We start from the raw sequence: 23648 nt of genomic DNA, 5'->3' as shown, positions 1-23648 counted from the left end.
AAATAAATAGCTGTTAAAATGACCGGAGATTTATAATCCTAAAAATTTTAAATCTCCTTCGGAATAACGCATGACTAAATAAAGAATAATTAAAAAAACGGCAATCAGGATCAGGAATAGACGCACGGCGTATCTTCCGTTGTAGCCTCTACGGTTAGCTTTCCGTTTTTCATAAATTTCTGTAAAACGTCCCCTTACATTGGGAATGTAAGTATCTTTATCTTTTTCGTCAATGCCTAATTCTGCTTTGATTCTCTTTTCACGTTCTTCTCTTTCTTCTTTTTCAGGATCCCAGTAGCGGGGTTTTATATGAAACGTCCGCCGGTCCTGTCTTTCAAACATTCGTGACATAGGGTATTAATTTTATGTTCGGTCAAGCTTCTTTACCGGGTTTTACGAACGTTTGGAATTTTAGTGCCCGTTTCCCTTTTGGTTCTGCTTTTATGAACGTTTATTTCTTCAATTAAAAATGAACAGTTTTTTAAACCTGAATATTATGCTGTTTTCTTTTCTTTTTTACTACTTCCTCCAAAATGTTTGGTTATCCATTTGGGGATCAAAAATGCTCCTATAAACAGATAGGGGTAATAACTGATTAGCCTCCATAGAATAGCCATAGCTACCGCAACTCCTGCACTGGGTAAAAATTCTCCCAGGTATTTGGAAAATACGTATTCGGCGAAACCGCTTCCTCCCGGAGTCGGGCTTACTAACATCATGATCCACATGATCAGCTGTCGCGCAAAAATCAAAAAATGTTGTGCCCAATCATAACGTCCGGCCCAAAAAGCCATTAAGATTGCATTCACTACCCAATAACGGGCTGTCCAGGAGAAAAAGGTGGCTCCGAAAGTTTTTAACCAGAAAGAAAAAGGCATGTGTTTTAATTCATGGGAATTGCGGATGATGTCGTAACCCGCTTCATTGGCGTTCTGCCTCCATTTCCTTAATATACGCAGCTTAAAACATTTCATGATCAGGTATTTTAACCCCCGGGGATTTCTGAAAAGCCCATAGCTGAGTATGAGCAAGTAAAGGAGTTTTATGGAGTAACCTGCGATAGCAAACCAAAAAAGACTGTCAACTACGGCTGTGCTGGCTCCCGGTATATTCCATAACTGGTTGTGATTGACAAAGAGGAGAATTAAAGGAAACATAATAATGAAATACAATTCATCCAGAAAAGAAGTAGCCATTACAATGGCAGAACTTCGCCCGACTTTTATCCCTTCTTTGTTGACAAACAAAATGGCAATACTTGTTCCTCCAATGGCGGAAGGAGTGACGGCTGATGTAAACTCCCACAGAAAAATAATGCGTAAAGACTGTAACCAGCTGAGCCGGTCCCCTGAAAGAACCCGTATGCGAATGACATAGCCCAAATCCCGTATAGCCATACATAAGATTGCTACCAATAACCAAACTACAGAATACCATGTAAAAGTAATTTCCTCGAATGCTTTAATATCAAATTCTTTATAAAGCATGTACGATACAACAGCCAATCCTATAATAATCGGATAAATAATTTTATACGGACTGATTTTTTTGGTTAGAATTTGCTGTTCTCCTTCCATTGCATTTGGGATTTCAATCAGAGGACTAAGTTAGCAAAAAAAAAGAAAACGGACAATGCTTTCCATTGTCCGTTTGGTGGAGAATATGGGAGTCGAACCCACGACCTCTTGCATGCCATGCAAGCGCTCTAGCCAACTGAGCTAATTCCCCAGTGATATTTTACGGCTACAAAGATAGACCTTTTACTGAAAAAATCAAATTTTTGAAATTTCATCTCTTATTTTTATTTATTGTTTGCTGTTTTCATCCTCTTTTTTCAGTTTACTCTGGATCGGATAATGATCGGATAAGGTTACTGCTTCCCTTGAATAGCTTATTGTTTGAAAATCAGTCGTATGCAGAATATAATCAATCCGGAAAGAGGGAAATTCCCCTATATAGGTATTGCCCAGTCCTCTTCCTTTTTCGATAAAACTGTCCCGAAGTTCGTTTTCTATTGTTTGATAAGTGTAGGAGAGAGGGGTATCGTTGAAATCTCCGCATACAATAAACGGATAGGGAGAATTTTGTAAGGCTGTTTTTATTTGCCGGGCTTGTTTTGCCCGGTTTTTGTTTGCCTCGCTTATTCGTACCGTGAGATTTCTTATGCCTTGGGAAAGATCATTGCTGACTCCTTCTGAAATGTCTTTTACAAATTTCCGTTCTTTTTTCCCCAGTTTATAAGATTCCAGATGAATATTATAAATACGAACGGTATCTTTCAATTTTACAACATCACAGAAAATGCAGGAACTGGTGTATTTTTTATCAAAAGTGATTTCTTTACAGGCAATAATGGGAGAGCGGGAAAAAATGGCCATGTGTTTTTTAATTTTCCGGTAAGGGTAGGAGGATAACTGTCGGATAATGTCTTGCGGATCGATAGCAGCACTTTTCTCCGGAAATTCTTGCAGACAGATAATATCTCCCGGAAAATGATTCAGGTAGTCCAAAAGTTTTTCCGGGGTATTTTTGTGTTTACTCCATCCGTATCTGTCGAAATAACGGACATTATACGACAATACCTGTAAATCGTAAGACTCTGTGCCGTTTTTTTCTTTATAAGTGCCATAATATGTCCGAAAAACGGGTATTCCCAATGCCAGTACAATGAGTTGTACAAAAGCCATTTTTTTCCAGCGGGCCAGCCAATATAAAAAGAGTATTATATTGGCAATCAGTAGATAAGGATAAGCTAAACCCAATAAAGAAGGCAGGATAAAAGTGTTGGGATCGATATAACGGGCCGTATAACTTCCCAATAAACCGGTTAAGGCCAAAAGAGTAATTATTCCTATAAGTTTATCTAATAGTTTGAGCATACCTTTTTTCGTAAACAGTATTTATTTTCCCGATCGGAAAAGAATTTCTTTTTCTTCTTTTGTCAAACTTTCATAGCCGGAACGGGATATTTTATCCAGAATTTTGTTGATTCTGTCGTCTTTTTGTTTTTTATAAGCATTGTACTCCCGGTCGTTCATTTCAGCTACATTTTTTTTATGCCTGATGTGCATTTTTTTATGATCGGTAAAAAGACGAGTAAAAAATCTTCCGATTCTTTCAAAAAATGCAGTTGTGCTACCGGCAATGTTCCGGTTATGTTTTACGCTTAAAACGAATAAATAACCGAAAAGGGCTCCTCCTAAATGAGCAATGTGCCCGCCTGCATTGGAACTGGGTATGCTGAGTATATCAATTGCTGCTGTAAAAAGAGCCAGATAGATGAGTTTTACCGGCCCGATTAAAAAGATATAAATGTGCTGTTGAGGCAAATAAAGGCAAACTGCAAAAACAATGGCCATAACAGATGCCGAAGCTCCAACTGCCCAGGAATAATAACGGGAAAGTTCAAATGCAGGAAAGAGATTATAAACTGTTACATATAATAATGCACCGCATATACCCCCTAAAAGATATACTCCCGTGAGTTCTTTTTGGGTGAAGTGCTTCAGGAAAAAGCTTCCAAACCAGTATAGCCACAACATGTTGAATAACAGATGAAAAAAATCAAATTGAGTGAACATATAAGTGAATACGGTCCACGGGTGAGTAAGCAAAAAACTGGGATTGGCGGATATCCCCAGATTTTCCAGTATAATATTATCCACTCCGGATTTTTGTCCGAAAAGAATGATAAGGACATGGATAATTTTGACCAGTAAGAAAATACCTATATTAATATAGATTAGCCGGGTAAGGGCATTACCTTTTACAAAGGATTTTTTTAAACGGTCACCGATATTACCTGAAGATTGTCTGTATTGATAATACATATTCGCTTTTAAATGGCCTGGCTGATATATATAAGCTGAGAATCAATCAGGACTTTTTCATGTGAGAAATGAAATATTCTGAATAAAACCTCAGAAGTTAGGGGTTTTGTTTTAATTTTTCCGTTATTTCTGTATTTTGAATTTCAATTCGTTTTCATCAGTAAAATTTCCGGCGGTTTCTGCTCCAGAATTTCAGTAAAATAAATCCGAAAAGCATTCCTCCCAGGTGGGCAAAGTGTGCAACATTGTCTCCGGCACTGTTTTGAATACCCAGAAAGAATTCGATAACTCCGTAACCGATAACAAAGTATTTAGCTTTTATCGGAATGGGAATAAATAATAGGAATAACTCTGTATTGGGGAAAAGCATTCCGAAAGCCAGTAATATACCGAAAATTGCTCCCGAAGCCCCTATTGTCGGAATATTTATTGTTTCTGTGATAGCCTTTTTGAAAACTTCTTCTCCCGCTTGGGTATACTGGAGGGAAGACGGATTGTTCGTCCAATTGTCAATGAGTTCCCATACCCAGGGAGCCGGGTGGGAAATATGAGCCCGGATAAATTCTGCCAGTAATCCCGGCTCCGGTGTATTTTGAAAGGCTAAAAGCTGTTCGTACATTTTATGATATTCCCACCAGCCTACTGCACTGTTAAGGGCTGCTGCTCCTAACCCGGTTACGAAATAGTAAACCAGAAAACGATTAGGTCCCCATACCGATTCTAATACCCGTCCAAACATGAACAGCGCAAACATATTGAAGAACAGATGGCTGAAACTGCCATGCATAAACATATGAGTAATATATTGGTAAGGAGCCCAGTATTCCGATTGGGGCAGATGTAAACCAAGAGTATTCGCTAGGTTTGTACCGCTACGTTTATCAAACATCAAAGTGATAAAATACATGAGTACATTGATGATGATCAAAACTTTTACAGCCGGTGTTATTCCTGAGTACGGGCGATAATTATTCATAAGTTTTCCGTTTTTATTTCCATTTTATTGTTCTGGTTTAGAACCAGCTTGTGCAGGCTTGTTTCCCGTTTTGGAAACAGGTTTTACAGTATTCTGAGGAGTATTCCCTGCAGCTTTATTGTTGTTTTTATTCCTATTGTTTGGATTATTATTGTTCCGGTTATTGTTGTTTTTGTTTTTTGAGCGGCGTTTTTTCTGTTTTTTCTCGTCGAAACGATTTAGACTTTCTTCTCCTACTCCGTCTGTATATTTAATATCTTCCGGTTCATCTTCTTCGATGTCATTGGCTTTCGGTGGAATAACCCCTTTCCGGTTCAAGGCAATGATTTCTTTGATTCTCTTTATGGGAAGCTTGATTAAAGTTCCTTTACCTTCCTTATCAAAGGAATAGTACATCACTCCGCCGAAAATATCTGTTTTCTGATGATATAGCATACCTTCGCCTGTATTTAAAGCCACATTTGCAGATGGAAAATTTTTCTGTGCGTCGATATAGGCGTCTACTTCATAATTAAGACAACATTTCAATTTTCCGCATTGACCGGCTAATTTTTGAGGATTTAATGAAATATCCTGATAACGGGCTGCTGATGTGGATACGGAAACAAAATTGGTAATGAAGGTAGAACAACACAATTTCAGGCCGCATGGTCCTATCCCTCCAATACGTCCGGCCTCCTGACGGGCCCCGATTTGTTTCATTTCTATCCGGATGTGGAAAGTCTCAGCCAATACTTTGATCAGCGTTCTGAAATCCACCCGGTCTTCTGCAATATAATAGAAAATGGCTTTCGTCTTATCTCCTTGGTATTCGACATCTCCGATTTTCATATTTAATTTTAAATCCGCAGCTATTTTACGGGATTGTATCATTGTTTCGTATTCCAAAGCAATAGCTTGCTGCCATTTTTCAATATCGTGGGGTTTGGCTTTACGATATACCTTTTTCAACGGATTCCGGTTCAAATCCGTTTTTTTCATACGCATTTGTTCTCTTACAAGTTCGCCGGATAAAGATACAATGCCAATATCGTGTCCTAAAGCAGCTTCTACTGCCACGATATCCCCTTCTTTTAAATCCAGTTTAGCGGGATTACTGTAGAAGCCTTTACGGGTATTTTTAAAGCGTACCTCTACTATTTCAGGAGCACAACTGTTGTCCGGTATATCACTCAGCCAGTCGTATATAGTTAATTTCCCTGCAAGCAGGCGATGGTCTATAACCGGTATAAAAGGCTTATATTGTTTGCGTATTTGTCTTTCCGGTTCTTCTTCCTGTTTTTCCTCCTGTTTTTCCCATTTAACCCGGGGCATTTCCGGTTCATCGTCTTCCTCTGCTATTTCTGTTGAATCAGAATTATCGTCTGTTACAAAGGTTTCTTCAATAGAGATAACTTCCTGCTTTTCTTCCAAAAGGATTTCCTCATTGTTCTGCTTTGTTTCAGCAGGGGAGGAATTTTCGGGTTTTTCTTCTGATAGGCCGGGTATTATATCGTTTTTATTCATACATTTTTCTTTTATCTTATTTTTATTTGTTTGGCCGGATTTTTGTCGTTTTTTCCCTTAGGGCCGTATATTTTGCATCACCTTTATACATAAATCGGTGAAGATAATTTTTCCGTTTCCGTTGCGGCTGACGTCGTTATAGGCTTTTTCAAATTCTTCAGTTAAAGGGATGATATTTCCTTCATGGATATAAGGGGAAAATTTGGCAGAGAAATTTCTTTCCCTCTCTGTCATATAATTTAATTCCCCAATTCCGAAGTTTTTTACGAAATTTTCCCGAAGCATACGTAGTGCGTGTGCTAAAAAGCTTTTTTGACGTTCTCTTCCTAAACTGTTTATTTCATTTACCCAAGTGTTTACAGGTAACATTTTTCGTTCCCAGCATAATCGCATCAATTGGACAAATTTTTCCTGATTATAAATTTGTTCTTCTGTTTCATTGAATAAACAGAGGGCTTTGTACCAGTTACCGGCAGAGATGTGTGCATATTCTTCTGCTTTTTCAGCTTTGATACCTTTGTCGTGGATCAGATGCTGCCGGATTTCGTTCTTTGTCAGGGGCGGAATATTAATGCGTTGTGTACGCGATTGTATGGTGCTGATAATTTGTTCAGGATGTTCCGAAACCAATAGAAAGAGTGTCTTATCATAAGGTTCCTCAATGATTTTTAAGAGCTTATTAGAACATTCCTGATTCATCTTTTCAGGCAACCAGATCACCATGATTTTGTAATCAGATTGAAAAGATTTCAAGTTGAGCTTCCTGAGGATGTTACCGCTTTCTTCCGTATAAATAGCGGCTTGCGCATTGTCTTCTATGCCCATTTCTGCATACCAGTCTTCGAGATTGAAATAGACAGTTCTGGATAAAAGCATACGCCATTCAGGGATGTATTCATCGCTGACCGGAGCTTTTGTTTTACGAACAACCGGAAAGACAAAATGGAGATCCGGATGAATGAGTTTCTGCATTTGCTTACAGGATGGACAATTGCCACAGGCATCTTCTTTTTTGTCGCCTGTGCAGAAAACATATTGGGCAAAAGCCAGAGCCAGAGCTAAAGAACCGTAGCCGGTATCCCCTGCAAAAAGCTGGGCATGACTCACTCGCCCTGCTTGCAGGGAAGCTATCAGCCGTCGCTTAATCTCTTCGTGTCCGATTACGTCTTTAAACATTTTTGTATCGTTTAGAATGGGCGATTTGTAGTCACACCCAATCGCCCGTTTCCATTAAAGATTTAATTTAATTCCCAATTCTTTAAATTGTTCTTCGCTGATTTCCGAGGGAGAATCGATCATAACATCGCGGCCCGAATTGTTTTTCGGGAAAGCAATTGTATCCCGTATACTGTCGAGACCTGCAAACATCGAAACCAGACGGTCGAAGCCAAAGGCAATTCCTCCGTGAGGAGGTGCTCCGTATTTGAAGGCATTCAGGAGGAATCCAAACTGTTTTTCAGCTTGTTCCGGCGTAAATCCTAAACAGCGGAACATGCGTTGTTGCAGTTCTGTGTCGTGTATACGGATAGAACCTCCTCCTACTTCAACTCCGTTGATTACCATATCATAGGCATTAGCCCGGACTGCACCGGGGGCGCTTTCCATCCTTTCTACATCTTCCGGATTAGGAGAAGTGAACGGATGATGCATGGCATAAAAACGTTGAGTCTCTTCGTCCCATTCCAATAATGGAAAATCCACTACCCACAAAGGTTTGTAAACATTTTTATCGCGGAGTCCGAGACGTTCTCCCATTTCCAGTCGTAAACTGCATAATTGAGGTAACGTTTTATTTTTAGGTCCGCAAAGAATCAGGAGCAAATCTCCCGGCTTTGCCCCGCAAGCAGTTACCCAGCTTTTCAAATCTTCCTCACTGTAGAATTTGTCTACGGAAGACTTAAACGTTCCGTCCTCATTGTATTTTACATATACCAGTCCTTTGGCCCCCAGCTGAGGACGTTTTACGAATTCAGTCAGTTCGTCCAGTTGTTTACGGGTATACGAAGCACAAGCGGGAACACAAATGGCACCAACGTATTCTGCTGAATTGAAAACGGCAAAATCTTTGTTTTTTGCAATTCCGCTTAGATTGACGAACTGCATGCCGAAGCGAATATCCGGTTTATCACAACCATAATACTCCATAGCATCGTTCCAGCTCATACGAGGTAACTTCGGAATATCAATACCTTTGATTTCTTTAAAGAGATGACGAATCATGCCTTCAAAAATCTCCAGCACGTCTTCCCGTTGTACAAACGACATTTCGCAGTCGATCTGTGTAAATTCCGGCTGCCGGTCGGCACGCAAATCCTCATCCCGGAAACATTTTACAATTTGATAATAACGGTCAAAACCGGCCACCATCAATAATTGCTTGAATGTCTGAGGACTTTGAGGAAGGGCATAAAATTGTCCCTGGTTCATTCGTGAAGGTACAACAAAATCACGGGCTCCTTCGGGGGTACTCTTGATCAATACCGGAGTTTCAACTTCCATAAACTGTTGTCCGTCGAGATAATTACGTACCAGATGAGCCATACGGTGACGCAATTCCAGGTTTTTTCTTACGGCATTGCGGCGTAAATCCAAATAACGATATTTCATACGGATTTCATCCCCTCCATCCGTATTGTCTTCTATGGTGAAAGGAGGAAGTTCCGAACGACTGAGAAGGATTAAATCCGAAATTAAAATTTCAATCTCTCCCGTAGGGATTTTATTATTTTTACTGGCTCTTTCGACCACTTTGCCTTTTACTTGTATAACAAATTCCCGTCCCAGTTTATCGACTTGTTTTTTTATTTCTTCTGAAGCAGACTCTTCTATGACTAACTGGGTAATTCCGTATCTGTCACGGAGGTCGATGAACGTCATGGCACCGAGATTACGGATTTTTTGTACCCATCCGCTTAATGAAACGCTTTTATTTACGTCTTTAATTCTCAGCTCTCCGCAAGTGTGTGTTCTGTACATTAGACTGAATTTAAATTTAGACCCCTTTGCTGGTTTATAAATTTAGTATAAGCGCAAAGGAATCCTTTTGAATGATTATATTTCCTAATTCAAAATTGGTTTGTTGCATAACTTAAAAGTTATACCACCTATTTTACCAATTTGCGAAATTACGAAAATAATAGGGAATTGAAAATTGTAAACCGAAAAAAGTGTTTCTCTTTCTTTTTCTCTTACAGAGGGGATCCCGTCCTGTCCGAAAGATTGAAAAATCTTACAAATATTAACATTTTATCTGCTGAGAGGTAAATTACGATGAGATAAGAAAAGATGGAATCCTATTATCTGTAAAAGGATTTCATCTTTCTATTTTGAGAAGGGAAAATGTAAATAGTAGTTATTTTGAGTCCCTGTTCAATAACAAATAAGATCATCCGGACAGAGCTGTCCTGTGCTTCTATAGGAAAATGGAGGAAAGTTTTTTTATAAAATACTTTATCTTTAAATAAATCACTTTATCTTTGATTTTCTGAAATAGATAAATTAGGTGAATTACATCGATATCATATTATTATTGCCTTTGTTGTATGGGGCTTATAAAGGTTTTTCCAAAGGGTTGATTATCGAAGTTGCTACTTTGCTGGGTCTTCTTTTGGGAGTATATATTGCTATCAGATTTTCTGGTTATACCGAAGACTTTTTACGGGATTTTCTGAATATATCTTTTGAATATCTTTCTTATGTTGCACTGGGAATAACTTTTCTGGTTGTTGTCGTTATTATTTCCCTGTTGGGGAAAATGCTGACGAAGCTTATCAATATCATTTCTTTAGGTTTAGTGAATAAATTATTGGGGACGGTACTGGGTATTGCTAAATACTTTATTATTCTTTGTATTGTGTTACTGGTTGTAAATGCCTTGAATCAAAGATTTCATTTTATCAGTGAGGAGACTGAAGAAGGGAGTTTTTTGTACAATGCTTTTCTTACCTTTGCGCAACGAATGTATAATATGATCAAGTTTTAATTGAAAATGAAAGAAGTGTTTTGGAGAATAACAGGGATGTTGTATTATTGACAGGAGCACCTGTTGGGTGCTTACCGGATTATTATAAACTGTAATAAAATAACTAGAAAATAAATAATGATGAATTTTGTAGATGAATTAAAGTGGAGGGGTATGATTCATGATATCATGCCCGGTACGGAAGAACAATTAGCTAAAGGTGAAACGACGGCATATGTAGGTATTGATCCGACAGCGGATTCATTACATGTCGGACATTTAGTATCCGTGATGATGATGAAACATTTTCAGATGGCCGGTCATAAACCTATTTTTATTATTGGAGGAGCTACAGGGATGATCGGAGATCCCAGTGGAAAATCGCAGGAACGCAATTTATTGGATGAACATACGATTCAGCATAATATGACAGCTATTAAAGCCCAGCTTTCCCGTTTTATCGATTTTAATTCTACGGCTTCCAATGCAGCCATTATGTTAAATAATTACGACTGGATGAAGAAATTTTCTTTTTTAGATTTTATCCGGGAGATCGGGAAACATATTACTGTTAATTATATGATGGCCAAAGATTCTGTGAAGAAGAGACTGAGTAGTGATTCTGCTCAGGGAATGTCTTTTACGGAATTTACCTATCAATTGGTACAAGGATACGATTTTTTATATTTGCGTAAAAATTACAATTGTATGTTACAGATGGGTGGTTCCGACCAATGGGGCAATATCACTACTGGAGGGGAATTGATCCGTCGGAAGGAAGGGCTGGATGCCTATGGGCTAACTTGGCCTTTGATGACGAAGAGTGATGGTAAGAAGTTCGGAAAGACAGAATCGGGTAATATATGGTTGGATCCTTCCCGTACTTCTCCCTATAAATTTTATCAATTTTGGTTGAATACGGCAGATGAAGATGCTGAGAAATATATCAAGATATTTACACTTTTGCTACCTGCGGAAATCGATGCTTTAATTGAAGAACACCGGCAGGCCCCCCATTTCCGCAAACTTCAGAAAACTTTGGCTAAAGAGATAACTTGTCTGATCCACGGGGAAGAAGCCTATTGTGCAGCTCTGGAAGCTTCTCAAATATTGTTTGGGAATGCAACTTCAGAGACATTGAGAAAAATTGACGAATCTACTTTCCTGTCTGTATTCGAAGGGGTTCCTCAATTTGAAGTGGATGCGAAGGAACTGGCTGCGGGAATACCTGTTGTAGAATTTTTGGCGGAAAAAACCGGGATAATGGCTTCTAAAGGAGAAGCCCGCCGGGCATTGAAAGCTAATTCTATTAGTATCAATAAGGAGAAGGTAGGAGAGGAAACTGTAATCAATACAGGTTGCCTGATCGATCAAAAATATATTTTGGCGCAGAGTGGAAAAAAGAACTATTATTTGATAATAGTAAAATAATTTCTTGTGATGTATGTGTTTTTTCTTTACATTTGTTCCAATTTGTGAAGAAAATATATAAATTTACGTTCGCATAGAGTCTTGTCCAAGGAAATCTAGCAGTTACTAACGGAAACAGGGACGAAGTGTGCAACGCCTGCGCTGTATGAAGACAAAATATAGCGTGGGCTTGCTTATTAAGTTTCCAAGGTCTTGCTAGAACCTCCTTGGGATGCGTAAGTTAAGTCCACGCTATTTATATGACTTTATCTGAACGGTTGGACAATCGAAAGGGTAAAAGTCATGACTGAGCAAGATATTTTGCGTATAAGTTACCAGTTTATAGATGAAAATCCGGATGTATATTGGAGTGAGATTCCGGAGGATTTATTGAAATGCTGGCATGTCGTTATCCCTTTAGATAAATATCTGGCGGGTTCTTATGAAGAAAAATATGAATATAAAATTTTTATTTATGCCTTAAAAAAATATTGCGAACGTAAAAAAATAAGTATTCCTTCTGAAAAATTCATTCCTCTTTTTTGTACTTTTCAAATGATCCTGATGTTGCCTTATATTAATCGTTATTCTATGGATAGACGCCCTGTTTTCCGAATATTCGATTTCGGTTTTTTGTTGAATGATGTTTGAACGAGGGAGTTGAGTCTTTTTTGTAAGGAACCAAGAAAGCCTGAAGAATATTTAATTTGTTTCTCCCTTTTGTTCTTCCTCTAAATTGTAAAGAAAATCATTAAAGGGAAAACGGGCCGAATGTATTTCCTTCACAATCGTATATAATTTTTCTTTAAGTTCTTCGATGTTTTCTTTATTTGCGGCAGAAATATAGACTGTTTCGCAATCTTGTTTCGACATCCACATTTGTTTTAAATCTTCCAGACTGTAATTGCAGCGTTTCGCTGGGGTTAAATCGTCATCGTCTTTAGGCGTGTAGGTAAAAGCATCTATTTTATTAAATACGATAATAGTTGGTTTCGGTTCTTTGATTAATTCGGCCAGTGTTTCATTGACTACTTTTAATTGGTCTTCGAATTGCGGATGCGATATATCTACCACATGTAAAATGACATCGGCTTCTCTCACTTCGTCCAAAGTAGATTTAAAAGATTCGATCAAATGGGTGGGAAGCTTCCGTATAAATCCGACAGTATCTGTTAGAAGTAAAGGCACATTTTTTATTGTAATTTTCCGAACGGTAGTGTCAAGAGTGGCAAATAATTTATTTTCGGCAAAGACCTCTGATTTACTAAGCAGATTCATCAAAGTTGATTTTCCGACATTTGTATAACCAACGAGGGCGACCCTCACTAGCTTTCCCCTGTTCTTCCGTTGGATAGACATTTGTTTATCGATTTTTGTCAGTTGTTCTTTTAAACGGGTAATTTTATCCCGAATGACTCGTCTGTCTGTTTCTATTTCTGTTTCTCCGGGACCTCTCAGGCCAATACCTCCTTTTTGCCTTTCCAGGTGCGTCCACATTCCCGTCAGACGGGGCAGTAAATATTGGTATTGAGCTAATTCTACCTGTGTTTTCGCATGAGCTGTGCGGGCCCGGTTGGCAAAGATGTCGAGAATAAGATTTGTACGGTCGAGAATTTTTACTCCTTTCAATTCATTTTCAATATTCCGGAGCTGAGTAGGACTTAATTCATCGTCAAAAATAACTAAATCAGTTTCGTTTTCTTCGATATATTGACGAATCTCTTCCAATTTCCCTTTTCCGATAAAAGTACTGTTGACGGGTTTATCCAGATTCTGAGTGAATACTTTCACTGTCTGTGCCCCTGCTGTTTCTGCCAAAAATGCCAGTTCATCCAGATATTCGCACATTCTTTCATAATTTATTCCTTCTTCCTGTAAAGCTACACCCACTAAAACAGCTTTTTCTGCTTCTTTATTTGTATAATAGAATTCACCCATAAATATTCAATATGTTTCGATAAAAAATTTTACTTTACGATTCGTCAATATAAACGTGATAAAGAGGATAAGGTTTATTGGTTTGTACAGACAAGAAGGGGCTGACATAAAATGACAGCCCCACTTTGATATTTATTTATTCCTGTTAATTCAATTGGAAATTGATAGGTAAGGTATAAGAGACCCTTACAGGTTTACCTCTCTGTTTTCCTGGTTTCCATTTCGGCATACTTTGAATTACGCGGATGGCTTCTTTATCCAAAGAGGCATCTACTCCTCTTGCGACCTTAACATCAGTGATGCTTCCGTCTTTTTCAATCACAAACTGAATGTAAACTCTTCCCTGGATACCGTTTTCCTGAGCCAGAATGGGGTATTTTACGTTTTTACTGATCCATTTGGTAACATTTCCGCCTTCTGCAGTAAATGTAGGCATTTCTTCTACTACCTGGAAAATTTCTTGTTCACCTGTATCTTCTTCACCATAATCAATATTACTAACGTCTATCACTGAGTTTTCAGTTTGGTCCTCGGCATCCGTAATCTCGAGTTCATCATCAATATCCTGGTCATTCTCAACAATATCAATCAAGTCTGTCAACTTAGGAGCTGGAGGAGGTGGGGGGGGAGGAGGAGTGTTCTGTTGTGTAATAGGGATAACTTCCTCTTCTGCCTGCATTTGAGTATTTGTATCCATTTCCTTGGTCTGAGCAGTTTCAGTTTTCCAGGTAAATGCATACAAAAGAATTCCTAATGCAAGCACAAGTCCGATCTCGAAAAAGAGCGTTTTCTTACCTTCAAGATCTGCTTTTGGTGCCTTTTTTACTTCCATGATATCAATTTAATTTTGTATTTATTACATCTCACTTACAGCGGGTAAAAATAAAGAAATTCATATAAACTTCCAATATTTCAATCGTTTTTTTTAAATGAAACGTTAAATTCTTAAAATCAGATGTTTTCAATTGTTAATTCTTTAAACATCTGTAAAAATAGTGATTGAAAAATGCTGTCCATAATCTTCTTTTTCTATTTTTCCGTTGCTTTTATTGCAAAGATATGATTTCCTTTGTTATTTTGTATATACCGGACTGGAAAAATCCTATTATTGTCTTTAAATTTAGAAGAATGCTGGCTGTTTTTTACGCGAAGATTTCAGATATTGAAAAAAGTATGTATAAAGAAATGAATTTTATTTCTTTATTGGGAGAGGAGGTTTTTCTGGAAATTTGTTCTTTAAAAAACCAGAAAACGAAGGATACTCGTTTAGGGGGAGAAATTTTAAGAAATTATGGTTTGAAGTATTATTGGGGAATAGAGGCGAGAAATTATACAATTGCCCGGGGACTTCATGGAAAACCCTATCTGAAAGAGAAAGAAGATATTTTTTTCAATATTTCACATTCCGGGGAATATATTATGTGTGCTTTTTCCGATTCACCGGTCGGAGTAGATATTGAGAAAAAAGGAAAAATGAAGATGCCTGTTGCCCGTCGGTTTTTTCATGCGGAAGAAATTCTGTGGTTAGAAAATATAAGGGAAGAAAAGGACCGGGCGGAACTTTTTTACCGTCTATGGAGTGTGAAAGAGAGTTTTTTGAAATATACCGGAGAAGGTTTATCGGCTTCCCTTTCTTCTTTTACTGTAAAATTCGGAGCGGCCGGCGTGTTTTTAAAGCAAGGCGGAAAAAGAATTAAAGTAAAAATTTCAGCGTGCAGTATAGATCCGGCGTATGTTTCTTATGTTTGTTCCCTAAATCAGCAGGTCTCAGAGATTAGAGAAATCGGATGGGCCGAAATCCGGAATAGCCTCTGAAAATGACTTTCGTTTATTCATCTTGTATGTAATACTGCGGCTTAACCGATCTTTACTGAGATAAATTTCCCTCTGTCCGAAAAATCTTTTCTACAGAGTTTTCGGACAGAGGGAAGATCAGAAATTCGTTTTAGCGCTTTGTCAGCAGATATTCTGCAATTTGTACGGCGTTTAAAGCGGCTCCTTTTTTAATCTGATCGCCTACAATCCAGAATGTTAGTCCGTTTTCGTTTGCTAAATCCTTACGGATACGGCCTACATATACCGGGTCCTTTCCTGAAACAAAGAGGGGCATTGGGTACTCTCTTTGTGCAGGATTGTCTTGTAAAACAATTCCTTCTGCTTTTGAGAATGCCTTTCGGGCTTCTTCGGCAGATACAGGACGTTCCGTTTCAATCCAGATACTTTCGGAATGGGCCCGCAGAGCAGGTACACGTACACAAGTGGCACTTACTTGTATATCCGAATGCATAATTTTTCGGGTTTCATTATACATTTTCATTTCCTCTTTGGTGTATCCGTTTTCTGTAAACACATCTACTTGAGGAATCAGATTGAATGCTAATTGATAAGGAAATTTTTCTACACTTACTTTTTCTTGGGCTAAGGCCTGTCTGTATTGAGTATTTAATTCGTCCATAGCAGCCGCTCCTGCACCGCTTGCCGCCTGATAAGTCGAGACGTATGCCTTGCGGATATGACTGATTTGCTCGATAGCTTGTAAGGCGACTACCATTTGAATAGTGGTACAGTTAGGGTTAGCAATAATATTGCGTGGATGATTTTCTGCATCTTTTGCATTCACTTCAGGCACGACTAAAGGGACATCCCCATCCATACGGAATGCGCTGGAATTGTCAATCATAATTGTACCAAAACGGGTAATTGTGTCTGCATATTCTTTCGATATGCTGGCCCCTGCAGATACAAATGCTATATCAATTCCTTTGAAATCATCGTTATGTTGTAACCGTTTTATTTCTATTTCTTTTCCCCTGAAAATGTATTTTTTTCCGGCACTTCGGGAAGAACCGAATAAAATTAATTCATCCAAAGGGAAATGACGCTCTTCTAGTACCCGTAAGAATTCCTGTCCTACAGCTCCGCTTACACCAACTATTGCTACTCTCATTTTTATTACAAATATTTTACTTGTTTATTCCAAAGCAAAATTAGTGAATAGTAACAGGGTTGAAAAAGAAATGGAAAGATTTTTCATATAAAAGGGGTGTTGTTTGATTTTAAACAATTTGTACAGATAAAGTGTAGGTAGTTAATATTTTATAAATCTAAGAATGTTTTGTAAATTTTTCTAATCTTTTGGACCCCTGATTTCCTGAAATATAATGGATAAGAAATAAAATTTTTATAATTTTATAGATGTAAAATTTGAAAATAGAAGATTATGAAACAATTGAGATTATGTATCCTTTTAGGTTGTATGTTTTCTTGGGGTTGTTATGCCCAGTCTCCGGAAACAATAAAATTGAAAACTCCTGATAAGGATAGGGGAGTATCAGTTATGAAAGCTTTTGAACAAAGGTGTTCGGACCGGGAATTTTCAGAGAAAAAATTGGAATTGCAGGATTTATCGGATTTGCTTTGGGCGGCAAATGGCATTAATCGTCCGGAATCAGGTAAACGGACAGCGCCCTCAGCAATGAATCGTCAGGATATTGATATATATGTTTGTATGCCTGAGGGAGCTTATATTTATGAAGCTGGTCCGCATCAGCTCCGTTTAGTGGTGGCTAAGGATTTACGACCGTTAGTAGCTGCGGGGCAGGATTGGGTTGAACAGGCTCCTCTTGTATTAGTGCTTGTTTCTGATATTGCAAAATTCGGTGGGAATGCCCAGCGTCAGATGTTGACCGGGGCTTTGGATGCGGGAATTGTTTCAGAGAACATTGCTCTTTTTTGTGCGGGCGTGGGATTGGCCACGGTTCCCCGGATGTCTATGGATCAAAATGAACTGAAAAAGTCTTTGGGATTGAAAGACAGTCAGTATCTGATGTTGAATAATCCGGTAGGTTACCGGAAGTAAAAATAAATTCCCCTTTCAAAATAAGAACGGAAAGGGGAATTTATTTTATTTTTCCGGGGGGATGTATAAATTTCTTTTTTTTATCATTTCCAGGTCTTCTTTTTTGAGACCGGCTTTATAAAAAAGTATGGGTTTGTCGTGGTCGTCCAGATACATTCGGGGGGCAATCTGAAATTGCGGATTTACCAGAGAAAGAGTCGGTTGCAGGTACTTTGTCCGGATAGCAGCCATATCCAATACGGTATGAAAGGCCGAATTTGTGGTAATCGGTTTCAGACGGTTTTCAATTGCAGCCTCTGTTTTTTGTGGATAGGCGATTTGGTAATTTCCGGACAACCATAAGAATATGGGGATATGAAGCTGGTAAAAAGTGGGATTTGGAGAAGAATGCAGGAAACGGTTGCGATGATCGTCTAATAAATCTTCTCCGTGATCTGAAGTATAAAATAGGGCTGTACAGGCGTCACTTTCTGTTAAAGTCCGGATCAGTCTTTCTAAAAAAGTATCGGTATACAAAATGCTGTTATCGTAAGCATTTATCAACTGGGATTTATTCTGAACTTTTACATCTGTAGCATTATCCGGAATAAAATGTGAGAAATTTTTAGGATAGCGTTCTTTATAATTAAAATGAGATCCATACGTATGGAGTACGAAAAATAAATTTCCGGATAAAGAATCTATATATTGTTGCACCAGGGGTATTAACGTTTCATCATAATTATTGGCCGTAATCAGTCCGCTGTGATCCGCAGTGCGAAGGTTATGATGGATGTCGGCCTGTGTGGCATAAAAATCCGTAAAGGAGCGGTTGGGAATTTGGTTGGACAAAAATAATGTTGTAAATCCGGCTTCTTTAAATGCTTGTAAAATACTTTTTTGAAAATATATAATGCCATAATTTTCAGCAGAAGCAGCAGAAAGGATAAGAGGGACACTTTTGTGGGTGGTGTTCGATTGGGTAATTGCATCCGGGTAATAGATAATTCCCGGGGTATTTTGTAGCTGGGGAGTTGTTATCCGCTTGTAACCGTTGAGGCTCCAATTATCTGCCCGGCTGGCTTCCCCAACGACCAGAATGTAAATTTCTCTTTTCTCCGGATAGATATCTTTTTGTGCGTCAAAAGTAAAGTCTTGGGACGTTTGGGGGTAATTTCCGCTTCTATGCCATTTATTGAATGCAAATCCCAGATTATAAAACATATTTGTCGGATAGAGATCTTCTTTAAATGTGAACCTGCCTGTATTTTTATTTTGGGCAGTAAAGGTCAATCCACAGGTAATTAAAATGAGTAATATACCGCTTAGGATCATTTTCCTTCGAAAAGTTCCGGATGTATGTATTTTGTGTTTGCAAGCAATAGCAGCAACAACGGTGGTAGGAATATAGAGGATACATACAATCACAACGGCTGGCCAGATATTATCCAATAATTCGGATGCTTCACTTACGTTTGTCGTTGCAATATTCAAAAACATGTCTACTGCAATTACTGCTTCTCCAAACAAATAAAATAATACCAGTTGAAAAGCATGGAGAAAGAGCAGAGGGAACAGTAATAATTGCAATAAACCGGTATTTTTAATTAATGAAAACAAAATAAAATAGAATCCCAGGGGAAAAAGGATCAGTAAAAACTTTCCCATAAAAGTAAAAGGCTCTGTAAAAGTCAGACAAATACTGGGGATGAGGTTCATCAGGATATAGAACCAGAATAATTGTTGCGGATCAGAAAGAAAATGATGTAATTTTTCTTTTACTATTGTATTACACATGGATATATTTCTTTTAATATAATTTACAATTATAAATAGCTGTGAGAGGCATTTGCTTTTTCGTTTTTTGAAGTCTGCTAGAATGCCTCATTTATGTTAAAATAAAACGCACTTTGTTTTTTCCCAAAACCATAATCTAACCGGACATTTACTCTCTTTTTAAATTCCCACCGATACCCTAAACCGTAAGTAGGCAAAGTTTCATCCCATTGAAATTTATTAAATTTAGGGAAGACATTTCCGGCTCCTACCCAAACGGCGATTCCGTGGCGGTTATATATTCTTTGACGCAATTCGAATTGTGTCTGAACTAAATTATTGTCGCGGTACTGGCCTTCGTAATATCCTCTCATTTGATAAGCTCCTCCGAGTTGTGCGACCATACTCCAGGGGGTATCTCCGTAATTTAAAATTCCTTCCAGATCCGTAGCCAGGACAGCTCCTTTCCAGAGGGGGGAATAATGTCTGAGAATGATATCTGTCCGTCGGAAAGAATATTTATTCCCTAAAAAAGAGGGATAGAAGGTCTGTTCTACTTTTGCATAAAGACCGGTATAGGGATTCGGAATGAAATCTCTCGAATCGTAAGAGATTAAAATGCCGCCTCCGAAAGTAGAAATATTACTTTTTTCACCTTCCAGGAAACCGATATCTTTAAAATGTTTTCCGTTTACATGACGATATATGCCTGTAAAGCCGAGGAAAGTGTTATAAGTGATTTTTCTCAAAAAATTAATTTTCAATTGAATTTCTTTGCGGTCATAAGTAGTATAATGAGCTTCGTTACTACCGTTTTTATAGCCTAGTCCCCAATACTTACTCGGAAAAGAAAAAAAATAGAGGTCGTAATCCAAACGGTATTTTTCTTTGGGAAAAAGGGTATTGCCCTTTACCCCCAGCAGATAATATCCGGTGGTGGTCACATCTGCGTAAAAGGAGACCGTTGAAGGAGAGATGGATTTGTCAGTACTGTCTATCCGGTATAATCCGGAAGCAACTAGTCCTAAACCTAATTTTGTATCACTGGCATAATGAGGACCTCCGATAATACTGAAGTCGAATTTTTTTTCTTCTTTTGGCTTATTGGCTTCCTGAAAATACTTGTAAATACGGTGAAAAATGTTATTTTTTGAGGGGGTGTCTTGTATTTGAATCCTCAGTGTATCAACAATAATATCCTCATTTTGTCCGTAATTATCCGTCAAAAAGAGGAATAAAAAGAGGTTGATATAAAGGATTCGTAATCGCATAAAAATACTTTTTATCTGATTTAATATTTTTAGCACGCATTTTGCTGTAAATTTTGCATTTGATTGCAAATTGCATGCAGGATTTTACGGCAATAATGATGCCAATGTTTAATTTTTTCAAATCATTTTTTAATGGGGCATTTATTTATCATAATTGCATTTTTGATTCTCCTTTCTGTGCCAGTTAAGGCTCAGTTAGGGCAGAAGGTTTGTCCCATAACGATTTATGACGCTTATAATAAGCCTTTACAGCTGCCTTTTTTGGGAGAAAAGCATCTGCTTATTTTTTATGTAGATCCCGACCATCCCAGCCAGAACCGGGAATTCAGAAATTATTTTAAAAAACATCCTTTTACAGATGAAAATATAGAATCTTATGGGATTGTCAATTTAAAAGATGCTCCTTTATTGGCAAACTCTTTGCTTCGTTTTATGATTCGGAAAGAGATTGCGGGAACTCAGGCTTATGTATATAATGATCCGGATCATACTTTAAAACACGCCTGGAGGTTGGGAAATGTGAATAATAAATTTGTCGTATTGTGGATTAATAAAGATTGTGTGATTGAATTTTTTAAAGCGGGTCAGCTGACGGATGAAGAGGTAGAGCAGATTCATGCCTTGATCCGTAAATACAAAAAGAAAAAAACAGATACGGACAGACAAAGGCGGGATTCTTTAAGCCGAAACACGGAGAGGGTAGAGAAAAAAGTTTATTAGTGATCTCTTTTTAAATAAAAAGCCCGGGAAAGTGATAGAGTTCAGTTACAGTTTATCCTTTCTCCGGGCATTTTTTTTCGGGGGAAAATTTAGGAAATAACAAGTGCAGGCTTGATATGACCTGGTGCTTTTGTCCCGAAAGCTGCAAATCGGTATCTGGCAGGTCTTCTGACTTGCTTCCGGAGTGAAGCGCCTTCCCGTCGGTTCAACAGTGGCTAAGTTTGCTTTTCCTTGAGGAAGCTTACAGCAGCGGGTACTGTCCGGGATTTACACCCGGTTCCCTTTTCATTCATACCCGGGAATTACGGGAATGAACACCAAATACATGAAACAAAGATAAAAAGGAAAACCCAAAAAGCAAAGATGTCGGAAAAAGAAATGAGGCTGAAGGAAAAAAATCCTGACAGCCTCTTTTATATTCTTGTCAATCGTTTGATTTCGACTTTTCGTGTCGCTTCCTTTCTGTTTCATCCAGAAATATTTTCCGAAGGCGCATAGAATGAGGGGTTACTTCTACGTATTCGTCTTCCTGTATATATTCGAGCGCTTCTTCCAGGCTGAATTTTACGGGCGGGGCAATACTAACCTTGTCATCTGAACCGCTGGCACGCATGTTCGTTAGTTTCTTGGATTTGCATACGTTGATGACGATATCGTCCGGACGGGTACTTTCTCCGATAACCTGACCGGCATATACTGTTTCTCCGGGTTCTATGAAAAATTTACCCCTATCCTGAAGTTTATTGATGGCATATGCAAAAGTGTCACCTGTTTCCATAGCAATCAGGGAACCGTTAATCCGCATTTCTATTTCTCCTTTATAAGGTTCAAATCCTTTGAACCGGTGAGCGATTACCGCTTCTCCTGCTGATGCCGTAAGTAAATTGCTGCGTAAACCGATGATCCCTCTGGAAGGAATGTCGAAATCGAGATGAACCCGGTCACCCCTGGTTTCCATATTGTTGAGAGTCCCTTTGCGTTTAGTGACCATTTCGATGGCTTTTCCGGAAAATTCTTCCGGAATGTCGATGGTGAGCTGCTCTACGGGTTCGCATTTTTTCCCGTCAATTTCTTTGATGATGACTTTAGGCTGACCCACCTGGAGTTCATATCCTTCCCGTCGCATCGTCTCAATCAGTACACTTAAATGAAGTACGCCTCTGCCGAATACAACAAAAGAATCAGCACTGGGACCCGGTTGTACTTTCAGTGCCAGGTTTTTTTCCAGTTCTTTATCCAATCTTTCTTTGATATGGCGGGAGGTGACATATTTCCCGTCTTTTCCAAAAAAAGGAGAATTATTAATTGTAAAAAGCATACTCATTGTCGGTTCGTCTATGGCAATAGGAGGAAGAGCTTCCGGATTGTCATAATCTGCTATTGTATCCCCGATTTCAAACCCTTCAATCCCTACCAAAGCACATATTTCACCTGCCTTTACTTCGTCTACCTTTTTTTTCTCCAATCCTTCAAAGAGCATAAGATCTTTAATACGTGTCTTTTCAAAAGTGACTCCGTCTCTTTTGCAAAGAGTAACAGCCTGGCCTCCTTTTAATGTTCCGCGAGTTATTTTCCCGATAGCAATACGGCCTACATAGGAAGAATATTCCAAGGAAGTAATAAGCATCTGGGGGCTACCTGCCGCTGCCTGCGGAGCAGGAATATTAGCAATGATAGCATCTAATAAAGCCGTGATATCTGTAGTCGGTTTTTTCCAGTCTGTGGACATCCATCCTTGTTTTGCACTTCCGTAAACAGTCACAAAATCCAATTGCTCTTCCGACGCACCCAGGGAAAACATCAAGTCGAAGACTTCTTCCTGTACTTCGTCCGGCCGGCAATTGGGCTTATCGACTTTGTTGATAACTACAATGGCCCTTTTTCCTAATCCCAATGCTTTTTGTAATACAAAACGGGTCTGGGGCATAGTGCCTTCAAAAGCGTCTACTAACAGTAATACCCCGTCGGCCATATTCAGAACGCGTTCTACCTCTCCCCCAAAGTCAGAGTGGCCCGGGGTATCAATGATATTTATCTTGTAATCCTTATATCGGACTGATACGTTTTTAGAAAGTATAGTTATTCCTCTTTCCCTTTCAAGGTCGTTGTTGTCGAGGATAAGATCTCCTCCTTGTTTTTCGTTTTCTCTGAATAATTTACCCTGGAGGATCATCTTATCCACCAAAGTCGTTTTGCCATGGTCGACGTGAGCGATTATGGCAATATTCCTTAAATTCTGCATTTTGTGATTATAAAATTAGGGCGCAAATTTAGTATAAAAACAGGAGAAAAAGAATAATTCGGTTTGTAAAATGCAGAATTAATTTATACAAAGGTTTGAAAAAGAGACAGAGAGTCTTTTCTGTCAGGCAGATTAGGGAAAAGATAATGAAATAAGTTTCCTAAAGTTTATTACATTTGT

At 38.5% G+C, this 23648-nt stretch carries 20 protein-coding genes, 1 tRNA gene and 1 riboswitch; of the genes, 6 read left to right on the top strand and 15 right to left on the bottom strand.

The features are described from left to right. Window positions 1–30 precede the first annotated feature (30 nt). From Q0465_RS08715 to aspS, 9 genes are all read right to left on the bottom strand, one after another. Complete coding sequence (locus Q0465_RS08715) at window positions 31–351, bottom strand: hypothetical protein (protein WP_298615154.1); 321 nt, start codon at window positions 349–351, stop codon at window positions 31–33. A gap of 143 nt (window positions 352–494) precedes the next feature. Continuing rightward, on the bottom strand, window positions 495–1577 hold the full coding sequence (locus tag Q0465_RS08710) for a lysylphosphatidylglycerol synthase transmembrane domain-containing protein (protein WP_298615152.1): 1083 nt from the start codon (window positions 1575–1577) through the stop codon (window positions 495–497). 74 nt (window positions 1578–1651) lie between these two features. Further along, window positions 1652–1728 (bottom strand) — tRNA-Ala (locus Q0465_RS08705). Between the two features lie 77 nt (window positions 1729–1805). Then, the gene (locus Q0465_RS08700; protein ID WP_298615150.1) at window positions 1806–2879 is read right to left on the bottom strand and encodes an endonuclease/exonuclease/phosphatase family protein; all 1074 of its coding nucleotides are present in this window, start codon (window positions 2877–2879) and stop codon (window positions 1806–1808) included. 21 nt (window positions 2880–2900) lie between these two features. Continuing rightward, window positions 2901–3830: a rhomboid family intramembrane serine protease gene (locus Q0465_RS08695; RefSeq protein WP_298615149.1), complete on the bottom strand. Its 930-nt coding sequence runs from the start codon at window positions 3828–3830 to the stop codon at window positions 2901–2903. Window positions 3831–3987: 157 nt separating this feature from the next. Next, complete coding sequence (locus Q0465_RS08690) at window positions 3988–4806, bottom strand: rhomboid family intramembrane serine protease (RefSeq protein WP_298615147.1); 819 nt, start codon at window positions 4804–4806, stop codon at window positions 3988–3990. Between the two features lie 24 nt (window positions 4807–4830). Next, complete coding sequence (locus Q0465_RS08685; protein ID WP_298615144.1) at window positions 4831–6312, bottom strand: regulatory iron-sulfur-containing complex subunit RicT; 1482 nt, start codon at window positions 6310–6312, stop codon at window positions 4831–4833. 57 nt (window positions 6313–6369) lie between these two features. Continuing rightward, on the bottom strand, window positions 6370–7488 hold the full coding sequence (locus tag Q0465_RS08680) for a DNA polymerase III subunit delta (protein WP_298615141.1): 1119 nt from the start codon (window positions 7486–7488) through the stop codon (window positions 6370–6372). 54 nt (window positions 7489–7542) lie between these two features. After that, on the bottom strand, window positions 7543–9288 hold the full coding sequence (aspS, locus tag Q0465_RS08675; RefSeq protein WP_298615138.1) for an aspartate--tRNA ligase: 1746 nt from the start codon (window positions 9286–9288) through the stop codon (window positions 7543–7545). 526 nt (window positions 9289–9814) lie between these two features. Between aspS and Q0465_RS08670 the strand changes: the two genes are divergently transcribed. From Q0465_RS08670 to Q0465_RS08660, 3 genes are all read left to right on the top strand, one after another. Next, the gene (locus tag Q0465_RS08670) at window positions 9815–10294 is read left to right on the top strand and encodes a CvpA family protein (protein WP_298615136.1); all 480 of its coding nucleotides are present in this window, start codon (window positions 9815–9817) and stop codon (window positions 10292–10294) included. Between the two features lie 120 nt (window positions 10295–10414). Beyond that, the gene (gene tyrS / locus Q0465_RS08665) at window positions 10415–11704 is read left to right on the top strand and encodes a tyrosine--tRNA ligase (protein WP_298615446.1); all 1290 of its coding nucleotides are present in this window, start codon (window positions 10415–10417) and stop codon (window positions 11702–11704) included. A 282-nt stretch (window positions 11705–11986) separates the two neighbouring features. After that, window positions 11987–12334, top strand: coding sequence for a hypothetical protein (locus Q0465_RS08660; RefSeq protein ID WP_298615134.1), 348 nt, complete (start codon window positions 11987–11989; stop codon window positions 12332–12334). Window positions 12335–12385: 51 nt separating this feature from the next. Here Q0465_RS08660 and hflX read toward each other — a convergent pair whose 3' ends face one another. Together hflX and Q0465_RS08650 are read right to left on the bottom strand one after the other, a co-directional pair. Then, window positions 12386–13621, bottom strand: a complete 1236-nt coding sequence (gene hflX, locus Q0465_RS08655) for a GTPase HflX (RefSeq protein ID WP_298615132.1) — start codon at window positions 13619–13621, stop codon at window positions 12386–12388. Between the two features lie 145 nt (window positions 13622–13766). Further along, a complete protein-coding gene (locus tag Q0465_RS08650; protein ID WP_298615130.1) occupies window positions 13767–14453 on the bottom strand; it encodes an energy transducer TonB in 687 nt (228 codons plus the stop codon). 296 nt (window positions 14454–14749) lie between these two features. On the opposite strand from Q0465_RS08650, the gene Q0465_RS08645 reads away from it, so the two are divergent. After that, window positions 14750–15436, top strand: a complete 687-nt coding sequence (locus Q0465_RS08645) for a 4'-phosphopantetheinyl transferase superfamily protein (RefSeq protein WP_298615128.1) — start codon at window positions 14750–14752, stop codon at window positions 15434–15436. 130 nt (window positions 15437–15566) lie between these two features. On the opposite strand, the gene Q0465_RS08640 is transcribed toward Q0465_RS08645, so the two are convergent. Beyond that, a complete protein-coding gene (locus Q0465_RS08640) occupies window positions 15567–16568 on the bottom strand; it encodes an aspartate-semialdehyde dehydrogenase (protein ID WP_298615125.1) in 1002 nt (333 codons plus the stop codon). 273 nt (window positions 16569–16841) lie between these two features. Between Q0465_RS08640 and Q0465_RS08635 the strand changes: the two genes are divergently transcribed. Beyond that, entirely contained in the window at window positions 16842–17480 is a 639-nt protein-coding gene (locus Q0465_RS08635) for a SagB/ThcOx family dehydrogenase (RefSeq protein WP_298615122.1), read from the top strand. 45 nt (window positions 17481–17525) lie between these two features. Here the strand turns inward: Q0465_RS08635 and Q0465_RS08630 are convergent, their stop codons facing one another. Together Q0465_RS08630 and Q0465_RS08625 are read right to left on the bottom strand one after the other, a co-directional pair. Further along, window positions 17526–19256, bottom strand: coding sequence for a phosphoethanolamine transferase (locus Q0465_RS08630; RefSeq protein ID WP_298615120.1), 1731 nt, complete (start codon window positions 19254–19256; stop codon window positions 17526–17528). Window positions 19257–19333: 77 nt separating this feature from the next. Continuing rightward, a complete protein-coding gene (locus tag Q0465_RS08625; protein WP_298615118.1) occupies window positions 19334–20506 on the bottom strand; it encodes a BamA/TamA family outer membrane protein in 1173 nt (390 codons plus the stop codon). A gap of 132 nt (window positions 20507–20638) precedes the next feature. Here Q0465_RS08625 and Q0465_RS08620 point away from each other — a divergent pair, with 132 nt between their 5' ends. Beyond that, window positions 20639–21226 (top strand): YtfJ family protein, encoded by a 588-nt coding sequence (locus tag Q0465_RS08620; protein ID WP_298615116.1) that lies wholly within the window; start codon window positions 20639–20641, stop codon window positions 21224–21226. A gap of 140 nt (window positions 21227–21366) precedes the next feature. Beyond that, window positions 21367–21563, bottom strand: a riboswitch (cobalamin riboswitch). Between the two features lie 87 nt (window positions 21564–21650). On the opposite strand, the gene typA is transcribed toward Q0465_RS08620, so the two are convergent. Beyond that, window positions 21651–23468, bottom strand: coding sequence for a translational GTPase TypA (gene typA, locus Q0465_RS08615; RefSeq protein ID WP_298615114.1), 1818 nt, complete (start codon window positions 23466–23468; stop codon window positions 21651–21653). Window positions 23469–23648 lie beyond the last annotated feature (180 nt).

The sequence above is a fragment of the uncultured Odoribacter sp. genome (genome assembly GCF_937966165.1).
Classification (GTDB): domain Bacteria; phylum Bacteroidota; class Bacteroidia; order Bacteroidales; family Marinifilaceae; genus Culturomica.
Note: the sequence above shows the minus strand (reverse complement) of the source record. Positions and strands in the feature narration are given on the sequence as shown.